Annotated in this window: 11 protein-coding genes; 2 read left to right on the forward strand and 9 right to left on the reverse strand. The window is 62.3% G+C overall.

The genetic code is table 11. The features are described 5' to 3' along the window. Nucleotides 1-99: 99 nt before the first annotated feature. Together BUA38_RS16905 and BUA38_RS16910 are read right to left on the reverse strand one after the other, a co-directional pair. Nucleotides 100-1,191: an ABC transporter permease gene (locus BUA38_RS16905; RefSeq protein WP_072819413.1), complete on the reverse strand. Its 1,092-nt coding sequence runs from the start codon at nt 1,189-1,191 to the stop codon at nt 100-102. After that, nucleotides 1,175-2,746 (reverse strand): ABC transporter ATP-binding protein, encoded by a 1,572-nt coding sequence (locus tag BUA38_RS16910; protein ID WP_072819415.1) that lies wholly within the window; start codon nt 2,744-2,746, stop codon nt 1,175-1,177. Before BUA38_RS16910 ends, BUA38_RS16905 begins: the two co-directional genes overlap by 17 nt. Before the next feature lie 572 nt (nt 2,747-3,318). On the opposite strand from BUA38_RS16910, the gene BUA38_RS16915 reads away from it, so the two are divergent. Beyond that, entirely contained in the window at nt 3,319-4,422 is a 1,104-nt protein-coding gene (locus BUA38_RS16915) for a hypothetical protein (protein ID WP_072819417.1), read from the forward strand. Nucleotides 4,423-4,725: 303 nt separating this feature from the next. On the opposite strand, the gene BUA38_RS16920 is transcribed toward BUA38_RS16915, so the two are convergent. From BUA38_RS16920 to BUA38_RS16945, 6 genes are all read right to left on the reverse strand, one after another. Continuing rightward, a complete protein-coding gene (locus BUA38_RS16920) occupies nt 4,726-5,226 on the reverse strand; it encodes a nucleoside deaminase (RefSeq protein ID WP_072819418.1) in 501 nt (166 codons plus the stop codon). A gap of 25 nt (nt 5,227-5,251) precedes the next feature. After that, nucleotides 5,252-6,784 (reverse strand): ABC transporter ATP-binding protein, encoded by a 1,533-nt coding sequence (locus BUA38_RS16925; protein ID WP_072819420.1) that lies wholly within the window; start codon nt 6,782-6,784, stop codon nt 5,252-5,254. After that, nucleotides 6,781-7,464, reverse strand: a complete 684-nt coding sequence (locus BUA38_RS16930; protein WP_072819422.1) for a cysteine hydrolase family protein — start codon at nt 7,462-7,464, stop codon at nt 6,781-6,783. The genes BUA38_RS16925 and BUA38_RS16930 overlap by 4 nt, the downstream gene beginning before the upstream one ends. Before the next feature lie 176 nt (nt 7,465-7,640). Then, nucleotides 7,641-8,567: an ABC transporter permease gene (locus BUA38_RS16935; RefSeq protein ID WP_072819424.1), complete on the reverse strand. Its 927-nt coding sequence runs from the start codon at nt 8,565-8,567 to the stop codon at nt 7,641-7,643. An 18-nt stretch (nt 8,568-8,585) separates the two neighbouring features. Continuing rightward, nucleotides 8,586-9,692 (reverse strand): ABC transporter permease, encoded by a 1,107-nt coding sequence (locus BUA38_RS16940; RefSeq protein ID WP_072819426.1) that lies wholly within the window; start codon nt 9,690-9,692, stop codon nt 8,586-8,588. A gap of 16 nt (nt 9,693-9,708) precedes the next feature. Next, nucleotides 9,709-10,818 carry a BMP family ABC transporter substrate-binding protein gene (locus BUA38_RS16945; protein ID WP_072819427.1) on the reverse strand — a complete coding sequence of 370 codons (1,110 nt, stop codon included), beginning with the start codon at nt 10,816-10,818 and terminating at the stop codon, nt 9,709-9,711. A gap of 457 nt (nt 10,819-11,275) precedes the next feature. Between BUA38_RS16945 and BUA38_RS38045 the strand changes: the two genes are divergently transcribed. Further along, nucleotides 11,276-12,148: a transglutaminase-like cysteine peptidase gene (locus BUA38_RS38045; RefSeq protein ID WP_083587607.1), complete on the forward strand. Its 873-nt coding sequence runs from the start codon at nt 11,276-11,278 to the stop codon at nt 12,146-12,148. Between the two features lie 21 nt (nt 12,149-12,169). On the opposite strand, the gene BUA38_RS16955 is transcribed toward BUA38_RS38045, so the two are convergent. After that, nucleotides 12,170-13,849, reverse strand: coding sequence for a methyl-accepting chemotaxis protein (locus BUA38_RS16955; protein WP_072819429.1), 1,680 nt, complete (start codon nt 13,847-13,849; stop codon nt 12,170-12,172). Nucleotides 13,850-13,987 lie beyond the last annotated feature (138 nt).

Below are 13,987 nucleotides of genomic sequence, written 5' to 3' on the forward strand. Positions count from 1 at the left end.
AACTTCGGAAAGTCATGGGCACTAGCAGACTTATAATTCCAGTACCGCCTTTCTATTTGAAGTTCCTGGATCGAATTTGCCGCTTGTCGTGCAGGAACTTCAAATAGGCGGTACTGGCACCTGTCCGGAGGCGGGGATCAGCCGGATCCGGTAGAGAATGAGGGAATCGCAGGCCAGCACATAAAACAGCAGGATACCCTGAAAAACCTTGGTCACGTCCAGCGGTATCTTCATCGCGATCTGGGCCTGTTCGCCGCCGATGAAGGTAAGCGCAAGAAAAAGTCCTGCAATTAATATTCCAACAGGGTTCAGCCGTCCAAGGAAGGCGACGATGATCGCGGTGAAACCGTAGCCCGGCGAGAAGCCCGGCTGAAGATGGCCGACCGGACCTGCCACCTCGATGATCCCGGCAAGGCCTGCGAGCGCGCCGGAAATGGCGAAAGTCAGCAGGATCAGTTGTTTGGAATTGAAGCCGCCGAAGCGTGCGGCGCGCGGCGCCGCACCGACGACGCGGATTTCGAAACCCTTGATCATGCGGCTGAGCAGAACGGCGGCTGCAATGACGACGAGCACGACAAAGATCGCACCGAGGTGCAGGCGGCCACCCTCGATCAGATTGGGAACGGTCGCGACCGGATCGAACTCCGCGGTCGTCGGGAAGTTGAAGCCGTTCGGATCGCGCCACGGGCCGCGCACGAGATAGTCGAGGAAGAGATCGGCGACATAGACCAGCATCAGGCTGGTCAGGATCTCGCTCGCGCCGAACTTCACCTTGCAGATCGCCGGGATCAGCGCATAGAGCGCACCGCCGGCTGCGCCCAGCACCAGCATCACCGGCAAGACCCAGGCGCCGGCGTCCGTGCCCTGGGTTTTCACCGCAAGCCAGCTGCCGGCAACCGCGCCGATCAGGAATTGCCCCTCGGCGCCGATATTCCAGACGTTGGCGAGATAGCAGAGCGAGAGGCCGATCGCGATCATCACCAGCGGCGTCGCCTTGACCGCGATTTCCTGGAGCGAATAGCTGTCGGTCAGGGGATCGATGAAATAGACCCAGAGCGCGAGAAGTGGATTCTTGCCGAGAATGGCAAACAGAATGACCATGGTCACGATCGTTAGCCCGATCGCGATCAAGGGCGAGACCAGCGCAATCGTGTTCGATCGCTCGGTGCGTTTTTCAAGCACGAGCTGCATGCGCCGCCTCCGTGTGGTCGAGGCCGCTTCCGCCCATCAACAATCCCAATTTTTCGCGGCTGGCTTCCGCCGTCGGCAAGGCCTCCGACAGCCGGCCGTGAAACATCACCGCGATACGATCGGTGATTTCGGCGAGTTCGTCGAGGTCCTGGCTGGTGACGAGGACGGCTGCGCCGGACGTGGCCAGATCGAGCAGCGACTGGCGGATCACGGCGGCCGCGCCCGCATCGACGCCCCAGGTCGGCTGGCTCACCACGAGCACCGCGGGCTTGCGCAGGATCTCGCGTCCGACGACGAATTTCTGCAAGTTGCCGCCGGACAGGGAAGCGGCTTCCGGATCGCGCTTGGCCTTGCGCACGTCGAAAGCTTCGGTGGCGCGGTCGACTGTCGCGAGTGTCGCCGGCGTATCGATGAAGCCGTATTTCACCATGCCGCTTGCCGCATGGCCGGTCAGGAGCGCGTTCTCCGACAGTTTCATGCGCGGCGCGGTGCCATGGCCGAGCCGTTCTTCCGGCACGAAGGCCGCGCCGAGTTTGCGCCGCTGCGTGATCGTGAGATGGCCGGCTGCAATCCCTTCGATCACGACCGTGCCGGGGTCGTTGGAGCGCCGTTCGCCCGACAGCGCCGAGAAAAGCTCATCCTGCCCGTTGCCGGCAACGCCCGCGATGCCGAGGATTTCGCCGCCGCGCAGCTCAAGCGAGATGTTTTGCAGCCGCACGCCATGCGGATCGTCGGGCTCGAGGCAGAGATCGTTGACGACAAGCCGCGGCACCGTGATCTGTCGCGTGGCCGCGGCCTTCACCTGCTTGATTTCGGTGCCGACCATCATCCGCGCCAGCGAGGCCGCGGTTTCCGCCTTGGGATTGCAGGTCGCGACCTTCTTGCCGCCGCGCAGGATGGTGGCGGTGTCGCACAGCCGTTTCACTTCCTCGAGCTTGTGGCTGATATAGAGAATGGCGCGGCCTTCGGCTTTCAGCCGCTCCAGCACGATGAAGAGTTGATCGGCCTCCTGCGGGGTCAGAACCGCGGTCGGCTCGTCGAGGATCAGGAATTTCGGATTCTGCATCAGCGCGCGGACGATTTCGATGCGCTGCCGCTCGCCGACCGATAACTGCCAGACCTCGCGGCGCGGATCGAGCGGCAGCCCATAGGTGCGCGACACCTGTTCGAGTCGCGCCGACATGTCCTTGAAGGATTCCTTGCCGTCGAGCCCGAGCGCCACATTCTCGGCCACCGTGAGATTATCGAACAGCGAGAAGTGCTGGAACACCATGCCGATGCCGCGTGCGCGCGCTTCTGACGGTCCGGACAGCACCATCCGCTGGCCTTGCCAGCGCATCTCGCCTTCGCTCGGCTGGATCAGGCCGTAGATGGTTTTGACCAGCGTCGACTTGCCGGCGCCGTTCTCACCCAGCAGTGCGTGGATTTCCTGCGGCCGGACTTCGATGTCGACGGAATCATTGGCGAGAAATGTGCCGTAGAGCTTGGTCAACCCAATGGTTTGCAGAAGCGGCGTATCGCCGGAATGGGCGCTGGCATGCGTCGGATCTGACATTCGGGTCCACGGCTCAAAAAGCTGCCTCAATAAGGCTGCCTCAATACTGTGCTAGTTTAAGCGCCAGCGTAAGTAGCGAAAATGCGTCACCCGTTGCCCAAGCTTTCAGCAGCCGGGAGACCAGGCGTGATTCTCGGGCAGCCGTGTTGCATTGCGATCATCCGACCTTCAGCGGGCGTCGAAAGCCTTTCACAGACTGAAATCGCTGTTGCATAATTGTGACGGTCTGTTGCAATTCGTCATCGGTCACGGGAGCTTGCCTTGCGGACTGGCGCCGTCGCCAGGCTGTCTCCTTAGAGGTGCGACGAGCCGCTTTTCCCGCACAACGGGTTTTGCGCTGCCGGACAAAAAATCAATAAAAACAATTGGAACGTGGCATGTGGCCGCGGCCGTTCGAATCCTTTTGGCGAAGCGTCGAGGCGCGATTTGCCCTGCAAAACAGGGGTCGCGAGGGCGTTTTTGATTAAACATGCAGCAGGGGTTGGAAAAACTTGAGGCTTCTCACACCCGACGAACGGCGTAACTGTTCCGTTCAGGGCCTGTGATGGTTCGCTCTGCAATTGGGGGTACTAATGTTTAAAAAGCTAATCTTCGCAACCGCGGCAGTCGCGCTTGCTTCAGCCGGTATGGCCCGCGCCGCTGACCTTCCGGTCAAGGCCGCCAAGCCGGTCAAGGATCTTCCCTTCTTCTTCGTGATCGATGACCGCGTCACCTATTCGTGGATGCCGAACGGTACCGATCCCGGCGCCTATTCGTTGAAGCCCAATGGGGGCGGTTTCAATGGCAATACGGCCAAGAGCGTGTATTCGTTCACTCACTTCGACGCGTGGCAGTACGGCACCAACTTCTTCACCATCTCGATGTTCAAGTCGGACCACAACGATCCGGCCTCGCCGTGCTTGGGCTTTACGACCAACTCGACCCAGAACTCCGCGTCGCTTTTCCCCGCCAACGGCAGCACCGTTTGCGCCGGCGCCACCGAGTTCTACGGCCTGTTCCGCTCGACCTTGGGCTGGAACGAATTGTTCGGCACCAAGCAGTTCAGCATGGGTCCGCTGCACAACATCTCGTTCGAGTGGGGCGCCGATTACGAGACGGAAAACAGCTTCCTGGCTCCGGCCAAGCGCGACTTCGTCGCCGGTCTCCAGTTCGCGTTTGATCTTCCCTACAAGGGCTATATCAACGTAGCGCCCTTGGCCTACAAAGAAATCAACCACAACGCTTTCGACTCGTGCGCCAGCGTGTTTGGTGCGGGCATTCCGGGCGTGACCTGCCTCACGGACGGCAACACCAAATTCAAGACCACCTGGGCGATTGAAATCAACTACTACATGGATCTCGGCTTCATTCCGGAAGGCTACCAGTTCTTCTCGATCAGCGGCCGTGCCGGTTTCTACGGACCGAAGGGTGACTCGAACGCTCCGCTCGTGAACATCATGCCGTCGAAGACGGAAATCAACAGCGAGCCGATCCGTCTGACCTTCGATGCCTCCAAGGCGATCATGGGACCGAAGTACTCGCACTTCGTGGACGTCTGGGTTGCCTATCGCTACTGGCAGAACAAGTTCGGTCTCGACCACAACAGCTCTGTGAACGGTATCTGCGCTGTGGCCGGCGTGAGCACCAACACCTGTACCGAGCAGACCGTCTATACCGGCGTGACTGTGAAGTTCTAAGACTTTCACAGGTCCTAAAAACGATGGCGCCGCGACTTGATCGCGGCGCCATTTTCTTTTGGCGAAGCTGTCAACGCTTCGCTTGCCAAGACTTTCCACGGTCGTCCCGGCGAACGCCGGGACCCATACCGCGGAATCTCACCGTGGGTTTCGGTGATCGACAATCTTCGCTTGAATGAAGGTCTGTGGTTATAGGTCCTCGCGTGCCGCCTTCGCTGAAGCTGCGGCGGCCCACCGATCTAGCCCCGGCGAAGCCTTGGCGGAGACGGGTCGCGAGGACGACGTTCGTAAAGCGAATGCGGCCTATTTCTTCCAGACCCCGTCGTGAAGCGCTGCGGCTTCGCCCTCGAGCAGCGGACCGATCACGTCGGTCGGTCGTTGCCCGCTCGCAAACACCGCGCGGCAGGGCAGGTCGAGCGTCGGATTTTCCGGGTGATTGCCGGTGATGTCGCGCAACCGCGCTTCGCTCAGGCCGTAGACGAGACGGCCGATGCCGGCCCAGTAGATCGCGCCTGAACACATCGCGCAGGGCTCGGCGGACGAATACATCGTGGCGTCGGCAAGGTCCTCGGCCTTGAACGTGCGGCAGGCCTGCGTCGCCAGCAGGCGCTCGGCATGCGCGGTGCCGTCATGGGCGGGCATATAGCCGTTCTCGGTCTCGATCAGGATTTTACGATTGCGATCGACCAGGATGGCGCCGAAGGGATGGTTGCCGTTGTCCATCGATCGCCGCGCGACATCGAAGGAATGCCGCAGAAAGTGCTCGTCCAGTTCGGCCTGCGTCAGGCGCTCGACATCCGTCATCGGCGTTCCGCCATCAGATTGTTGTTCAGTGTCCCGCCATGTGGCGGCCAACTTCCGTCAGGTCGGCTTCGCTGGCGCGCGCCTCGTAGACGAACTGGCCGTGAAACATCACCACCAGACGATCCGACAATTCGAGCAATTCGTCGAGGTCTTCTGAGACCAGAAGCACCGCCGCGCCGCGGTTGCGCGCCGCCATGATCTCGGCATGGATCTGGGCGACGGCGGCGAAATCGAGCCCGAAACAGGGATTGGCGGCAATCAGCACCTCGACGTCGCCGCCGAGTTCGCGCGCCAGCACCGCGCGCTGCACGTTGCCGCCCGACAGCGCCGAGATCGGCATATCGGGGCCGCGGGTCTTGATCTTGTAGAGATCGATCTTGCGTTCGGCGTCGCTGCGGAAGGCCGCGCGGTTGAGCCACCAGCCGCCTTTTGCAAAGGGCGCGCGATCGAATTCGCGAAACGCCACGTTGTCGGCGACGCTCATGCCGCCGACGCAGGCGTTTTTCAGCGGCTCTTCGGGCAATAGCGACATCTTGTGCCGCCGCATCTCCTCGCGGCTCGCATGATAGGCATCGCCCGCGACGCGGATTTCGCCGCTTTCGGCCTCGCGCTGCCCGGCCAGAACTTCGACGAGCTGACGCTGGCCGTTGCCGGACACACCGGCGATGCCGACGATCTCGCCACCGCGCACCGACAGCGAAACGTCATTCACCGCAACCGCGCCGGCATCGTCGAGCGCGCAGATCTTGTCGAGTTCGAGCCGCACGCCGCCGGCTTCCCCCGAGCGCGGCGGCTGGATCGTCAGTTGCTCGGCGCCGATCATCGCGCGCGCCATCGCGTCCGGCGTCAGCTCCTTGACCAGACCTTTGCCGGCGAGCTTGCCCCGGCGCAGGATGGTGACTTCATCGGCAAACGCCATCACCTCGCGGAATTTGTGGGTGATCATCAGGATGGTCAGTTCGCCGCCCTTGACCATGTCGCGCAGCATGCCGAGCACTTCATCGGCTTCGCCCGGCGTCAGCACCGAGGTCGGCTCGTCCAGGATCAGGAAGCGCCGCTTCAGGTAGAGCTGCTTGAGGATTTCGCACTTCTGCCGTTCGCCGGCCGAAATATCGGAGACGCGGGCGTTGAGCGGTACCTTGAACGGCATCCGCGAAAGAAACGCCTCCAGCTCCTTCTTCTCCTTGGCCCAGTCGACCACGGCCGGCACGTCGTCGCGCGCCAGCACCAGGTTCTCGGCGACCGTCATCGCCGGCACCAGCGTGAAGTGTTGGTAGACCATCCCCAGGCCCAGCGCATGCGCGTTCTTCGGATTGGCGATCGCGTGTTCGCGCTCGCCGATCATGATCTGGCCTTCGGTGGCGTGGTAATAACCCATGATGCATTTGACGAGCGTGCTCTTGCCGGCGCCGTTCTCCCCTAACAGCGCGTGCAGCGTTCCGGACTTAACCTTCAGTTCGACATTGTCGAGCGCGACAAAGTCGCCGAAGCGCATCGTCATCGCGATGGCGTCGATGCCGAAGGCGCCAGCCGGCGGCGGGATCTCGCCGATGATCATGAAATCGCTCCGATCAGGTCGGCGGAGGTGGTCACCGCGCCGAACACGCCGCCCTGCATCTTGACCATCTTGATGGCGTGGTTGTGGTTGTCCTTGTCGGTGGCGCCGCAGCAGTCCTCCACCAGCACGCATTCGAAGCCACGGTCGTTGGCTTCGCGCATCGTGGTGTGGACGCAGACGTCGGTGGTGATGCCGGTCAGCACGATGTTGTCGATGCCGCGCACGCGCAGCATCAGTTCGAGGTCGGTGGCGCAGAACGATCCCTTGCCGGGCTTGTCGATGATCGGCTCACCGGCGATCGGATAGAGGTCGGGGATGATGTCCCAGCCGGGTTCGCCGCGCACCAGAATCCGTCCGCACGGGCCGGGGTCGCCGATGCCGGCGCCGATCTGGCGCGAGCGCCAGCGCTTGTTGGCGGGGAGATCCGCAAGATCGGGCCGGTGTCCCTCGCGGGTGTGGATGATGTGATAGCCCTTGGCGCGCATCGCGGTGAGCAGGCGCTTGATCGGCTCGATCGGCGCGCGGGTCAGCGACAGGTCATAGCCCATCTTGTCGACATAGCCGCCGACGCCGCAGAAGTCGGTCTGCATGTCGATGATGATGAGCGCGGTGTTTTCGGGGCGAAGGTCGCCGTTATAGGGCCAGGCATAGGGCTCGGACTTGGCATAACGTTCGGGCATGGCTAGAGCTCCGATTCCGAAGTTCGCAAGCTATCGTGGCGGCCTCTGATGCGAACTTCGGAATCAGAGGAGCTCTAGCAACTCTTGGTCTTCTAGTGCGGCTTTTGAATTTAAAGTTCCCAAAACGAACTTGCGGCAACTTTGATGGGAACTTTAAATTCGCCGCACTAGCCTCGTTACTTCGTGATCGATAGTTCGGCGGGCGCGCCGGTCAGCGTGCGCTTCGGCGAGCAGGTGATGATCATGATCGCGAGCGTCAGGATGTAGGGCGCGGCGTTGAACAGGTGATAGCCGGAGGTGACGCCGACCGATTGCAGCGCCGGTCCGAGCGCGGCGGCGCCGCCAAAAGCGAGCGAGGCCCACAGGCACAGCATCGGGTCCCAGCGGGCGAAGATCACGAGTGCGACCGCCGTGATGCCCTGGCCCGACGACAGGCCTTCGTTCCAGCTTCCGGGATAGAACAACGACAGGAACGAGCCGCCGATGCCGGCGAGAAAGCCGCCGACCATGGTTGCGCGCAGGCGGATCCCGAGCACCGAGTAGCCCATGGCGCGCGCGGCGTCCGAACTTTCGCCCGCGGTGCGGATCAAGAGACCCCAGCGCGTGGTGCGGAACGCCCAGTAAAGAACCGGCGCGAGCACCAGGCCCAACAGGAACAGGACATTGATCCGCAGCGCCGAGCGGAGCTGCGGGATGTCGGTCCACCAGCCGAAATCGATCGCCGGCAATCTTGGCGCCGTCGGCTCGATCAGCGGCTTGCCGAGATAGAAGGCGAGGCCGGTGCCGAACAGCATGAGGGCAATGCCGACCGCGATGTCGTTGACGCGCGGCAGCGAGCAAATTCCCGCGTGAAGTGCGCCGAGCAGTGCGCCGGTGACGCCGGCTGCGAGCACCCCTAACCAGGGCGAGCCTGAAACGTAAGAGATGCCGTAGGCACTCATCGCGCCCATCACCAGCGTGCCTTCGAGGCCGAGATTGATGCGGCCGCTTCGCTCGGTGATGCATTCCCCAAGGCTCACGAACAAAAACGGCGTGGAGACGCGGATGGCGCCGCCGAACACGGCGAGTGGCACGGTCCAGAGTCCGATCGATCCGTCAGCCATGTCGCCCGCCTCTTAACGTCATTTGCTTTTCAGAAAACCGATCCGCCCGTAGAGCGCGTCGCTCGCCAGCACGAACACGAAGATAATTCCCTGCAGCACCAGCACGGACGCGTCGGGCAGACCGAGCCGGCGCTGCAAGAGGCCGCCGGAGGCATTGATACCGCCAAGCAGGATCGCGACCGGAATGACCGCGAGTGGATTCTGCCGCGACAGGAACGCGACCAGGATTCCGGTGTAGCCGTAACCCGCGGCGAGGTTGGCGTTGGTGCGGCCCTGGACGGCGGCAACCTCGACCATCCCGGCAAGGCCGGCGCATGAGCCCGCTATGAAGCAGACGGTGAGGATCAATTTGCCGACGGAGAGGCCGACGATCTTGGCGGCGCGGATATTGCCGCCTGCGACGCGCGCCGCGAAGCCGAAGGTGGTGTGATAGATCAGGATGTAGGAGGCCACCGCCGCGATCAGGCCGAACACCAGGCCCCAATGCACGTCGGTGCCGGGAATGGTGCCGATCATGTTGGCCGCGCCGATCTCGTGCGTCGACGGCTTGTTGAGGCTCGCGGGATCGCGCATCACGCCCTCGACCAGGTGATTGAGGATGGCAAGCGCGATATAGACCAGCAGCAGGCTCGATATGGTTTCGTTGACGCCGCGATATTGCCGAAGCGCCCCCGACAGCAGGATCCACAGGCCGCCGCCGGCCATGCCGGCAGCCGCCATCGCTATTTGAACGACCAGCGGCGGGGCGAACGGCACAGCGAGCGCCATCGACGTCGCCGACAGCGCGCCGATCAGGAGCGCACCTTCGCCGCCGATGATGACGAGGCCGAGTTGCGCCGGCAGCGCCGCGCACAGCGCGGTCAGGATCAGGGGCGCGGCGCGGGTCAGCGTGTTCTGCCATGAGAACCAGGTGCCGAACGCGCCCTGGTACATATAGAAATACAGGTCGATCGGATTCTTGCCGAACAGCGCGACAAAGATGCCGAAGACCACGAGCGCGGCGGCAAGCGCCGCGCCCGGGATCAGGATGTATTCGATGGACGTGCCGTGGCGCTGGAGAAACCCAGGGTCGGCGGATGGTGCTACGACGGCCGCCTCTGCCGGATCAGCAACTTCAGATGTCACGAAGTTACTCCAGATGTCACGAAGTTGCGCCGATCACGCCCTCGACCAGGTAATCCATCTTCTCGAGTTCAGGATCCTTCTGGCCGCGCTCGGTGCCGGCGGTGATGACCGTCTTGCCCTTGTTGTCGAGCAGCGGGCCCTTGAAGATCGAAAGACCCTTCGCCAGGAACGTGGCCTTGACCTCGTCGGCATGCTTGCGCGCCTGCTCCGACACCTTGGGGCCGTAGGGCGAGACCTTGACGATCTCTTCCTGCAAGCCGCCGCGGTAGAAATTCGGAATGCCGTCGGCGCTCGCCATCATCTTCAGGAACTTCGGATAGAGCGCTTCCCAGTTCCACTCGGCGCCGGTGAGATAGGCCTCGGGCGCGAGCGGCGACAGGTTGACGTGATAGCCGCACACCATGGCGCCGCGACGCGCGGCGTTTTCGGCCATCGTCTTCGGTCCGTCGACGTGGCAGGTCAGGACGTCAACGCCCTGGTCGATCAGGCTGTTGGTGGCTTCGGCTTCCTTGACCGGCATCGACCAGTCGCCGGTGAAGATCACCTGGGTGGTCGCTTTCGGGTTGGCGAGCTTGGCGCCGAGCGTGAACGCGTTGATGTTGCGCAACACCTGCGGGATCGGCTTGGCGGCGACGAAGCCGAGCTTGCCGCTCTTGGAGGTGTAACCGGCGACGATGCCGGAGATGTACTGCGCTTCGTCGATATAGCCGAAATAGCTGCCGGCGTTCTTCGGGTCCTTGTCGGTCCAGAGGCCGCCGCAGTGCTCGAAGCGCACTTTCGGATACTTGTTGGCCATCTTGACCATGTGCGGGCTGAAGTAGCCGAACGAGGTCGGGAACACGAGGCTCGCGCCGTCGAGATTGATCATCGACTCCATGGTCTTTTCGACCGCGTCCGTCTCCGGCACCTTCTCTTCTTCGATGACCTTGATGCCGGGCATCTTCTTCAGCGCGGCGGCGGCCACCGCGTGCGCCTGGTTGTAGCCGTAGTCGTCGCGCGAACCGACATAGATGAAGCCGATCGTGGTGTCGGCGGCGGCGGCCGGGCGCGCACCGAGCGCCGAGCCCAGTGTCAGCGCCGCGCTTCCCTGCAACAGGCGCCGTCGTGAAATATTGCTGAAATCCATTGACTACTCCCCGTGGCGGGTAATCCCGCTTCCCAACTCTGTTGGCCGCGCCGGTTCGGCGGGACCTGAACCCGTGTCGCAAGCTTCATGCCAGAGCTTTGTGACTCACATCTATCTGTAATCATTAGTCAAAAGCTGGAGGCCGGATGCGACCCCCGATTTGGAAGTGATTAAATTAGCAGCAGATTTGGCGAATTGTATGCGGGAGAGTTGAGCAGCGGGGTCTTGGAGGGGTGGTTGGACCCGAAGGCCCGTGAAGGGGCCACTGCCTTGCCTAGAAATTAAGCAGTCGAAAGAGCTCTCGAATCTCTTCCCCGGGCGTGGCGTTGAAGCCATTTGGCCAACGCGGACATCAAAGCGCCATGGGTCAGCGCTGCGGTGAGAAAACAGTTGGAAGCGATCTGCTTAAGCCAATCTTAGAATCCTGGGGCGAGAATCCGCAGCACGGGATTTTCGAATGGTCAGGTTACGAATTTCCGCCGCGCTTCAGCGAAGCCTCACGGTCCTGGTGATTTCTCCCCTCGTCATCACCGGCTTTGTCGTGTGTGCGGCCGTGTCATTAGCGTCCTCCCTGACGGTTCTCTCGGTCGCTTTCAAGGTTAGCGATCACCACACCGTGGAATCCCGTCTCTCCAGCGCGCAACCGCCGCTGTGGAACGACCTCTGGAATGACGCGATCGCCGGCCTTGCGAGCGTCGCCGATCGAGGCGTCCAGATCAGTCTTGCCTCCCGTCTCGCGAGCGTGCAACCGCTGCCGCGGAACGACCTCCGGCATGGCGCGGCCGCGGCTCTCGCGAACGTCCCCGATGGACCGCCGCAAGGCCTCCAGTTCATCAGGCTTGACGTGCCGACCCTGGCTCCGATGGCATTTACGCGCTTCTGCCTGGAATACCCGGCCGAGTGCAAACCGCAGCGGTTGGTGTTCGCCGGCGACCGGATTGAGTTGAACATCACGCGCTGGGCGGAGCTCGAGGACGTCAATCGCACCGTCAATTCGTCGATCCATCCAGAACGAAATGAAGACGGCCTCGCCGGTGAAAAATGGTTGCTGGGCCCGGATCGCGGCGATTGCAACGATTATGCTGTCACCAAGCGTCACGAGTTGATCGCGAGAGGCTGGCCCGCCCGCACCGTTCTGTTGAGCGAGGTCGTGACCGTCTCGGGCGAGCATCACCTTGTCACGGTTGTCCGCACCGACAGCGGCGATCTGGTGCTCGACAATCTGACCGACCAGATCATGCCGTGGTCCCGCACGCCCTATCGATGGGTGCGCATCCAGATGCCGAAAAACCCGAACTACTGGGCATCGATTTCCGAACGAAGCGCCTAAAAAGTTGCGGCCAGAGGCCGATCAGGCCGCCCGGATTCCGGCGACGAAGCGATCGATCTTGGATCTCAGATGAGCTGCCTGCTCATTGAGTTCCTCGGCGGAAGTCAAAACCCGGTTGGCCGCCGCGCCGGTGTGGGCCGCAGCCTTGGATGCGCCGCCGATATTCTGAGTAACCTTCTCGGTTCCCTGGGCGGCTTCCTGGATGTTGCGGGCGATTTCCTGGGTCGCGGCGCCCTGTTGTTCGACGGAGGACGCAATCGCCGTCGTGATCTGGTTGATCGCGCCGATGGTCCCGCCGATATTCTCGATGGCCTGGACGGCTTCCGTGGTCGCGCCTTGCATCGCAGCTACCTGGGACGAGATTTCATCGGTCGCCTTGGCTGTTTGGCTCGCCAAAGACTTCACTTCGTTGGCGACGACGGCAAAGCCCTTGCCGGCTTCGCCGGCACGCGCGGCCTCGATGGTTGCGTTCAAGGCCAGCAGGTTGGTTTGACTCGCAATATCGTTGATCAGCCTGACGACATCCCCGATCCTCTGCGCGGCGGCGGACAACCCTTGAACGGTGGTGTTGGTGCGATTGGCTTCCTCGACGGCCTGGCTGGCGACCTTGGTCGATTGAGCAACCTGACGTCCGATCTCGGCGACGGATGAGGCGAGTTCTTCGGTCGCCGCAGCGACGGTTTGCACATTGGCCGACGCCTGTTCGGCCGTCGCCGCGACGGATGTCGCCTGATGATTGGCTTCGTCCGCGGAAGCGGACATCTCGTTCGATGTCCCGCGCAGTTCAGCCGCAGCGCCTGAAAGCGTATCGAGCGAGCCGCGGATGCTTGCCTCGAAGTCGTCGGCCATGGAGCCGAGAAGGTTGCGTTTCTCGGTCTCGGCCTTCTTCTTCAGTTCATCCTGTTCGCCACGCAAACGGACGGCTTCGATCATGCTGTCCTTGAAGACCTGGACGGATTGCGCCATGGCTCCGACCTCGTCACGGCGATCCTGAGCAGGGATGACGGTGGCCATATCGCCCGCGGCGATCTTGCGCATGGCGCTCGTCATTCCCTTGATCGGCAGAACGATGCTGCGCCCCAGAAGCACGGACGTGCCGACCACCATCACAAGAACGATGGCGAGCAGCATGCCGATGCGCCAGACCTGTTGCCAGAAGATGGCGTCGACGTCGTCAAGATAGATGCCGCCTCCGATGGTCCAGCCGTACGGCTTGAACTCGACCGCGTAGGAAACTTTTGGGAGTGGTTCCGTGCCGCCCGCGCGCGGAAAGCGATAGCTGACGAAACCGCCGCCTTTGGCCGCGATGTTGATCTGGTCCCGCGTGAAGTAAACGCCATTCGAGTCGGGCGCGTTATACAGGTTCTTGTTCTCGACCTTGGGATTCGGGTGGGACAGAACCAGGCCCTCGGAGTTGAAGGCGTAGAAATAGTCGTCGTTACCGAAGCGCAAGGTCTTGAGAACGGTTTTTCCCCGTTCGAGCGCCTGGGCATCCGAAAGGCCGGTTGCCTTCGAGTTCTGATAGTCGAGGTCGATGTTTTGCCTGGCGAGCATCACGACGTCACGGAGCTTCGCCTCGCGGTCCTCCAGCAGATTTTGCCGCAGCGCCGAGAGTCCGACCGCCGCGATGACTGCCACACCGGCAACCGCAAGCAGCACCATCATCAGCAGCTTGGTGGAAATCTTCAGGCTTGCGTGCATGGAGCACCTATTTTTTCGGGGTTCAGGCGGGTTCCCGAAGCGTTAATCGGAATTGATAAAAATGCCCCTAACAGCCTCCCGTGGGCATGGCTGGGCGCACGTTCTGACATGGCAACGGCGCGCGCGCACCGCGCGGCA

This window comes from Bradyrhizobium erythrophlei (genome assembly GCF_900142985.1).
In the GTDB taxonomy this organism is placed as follows: Bacteria; Pseudomonadota; Alphaproteobacteria; order Rhizobiales; family Xanthobacteraceae; genus Bradyrhizobium; species Bradyrhizobium erythrophlei_B.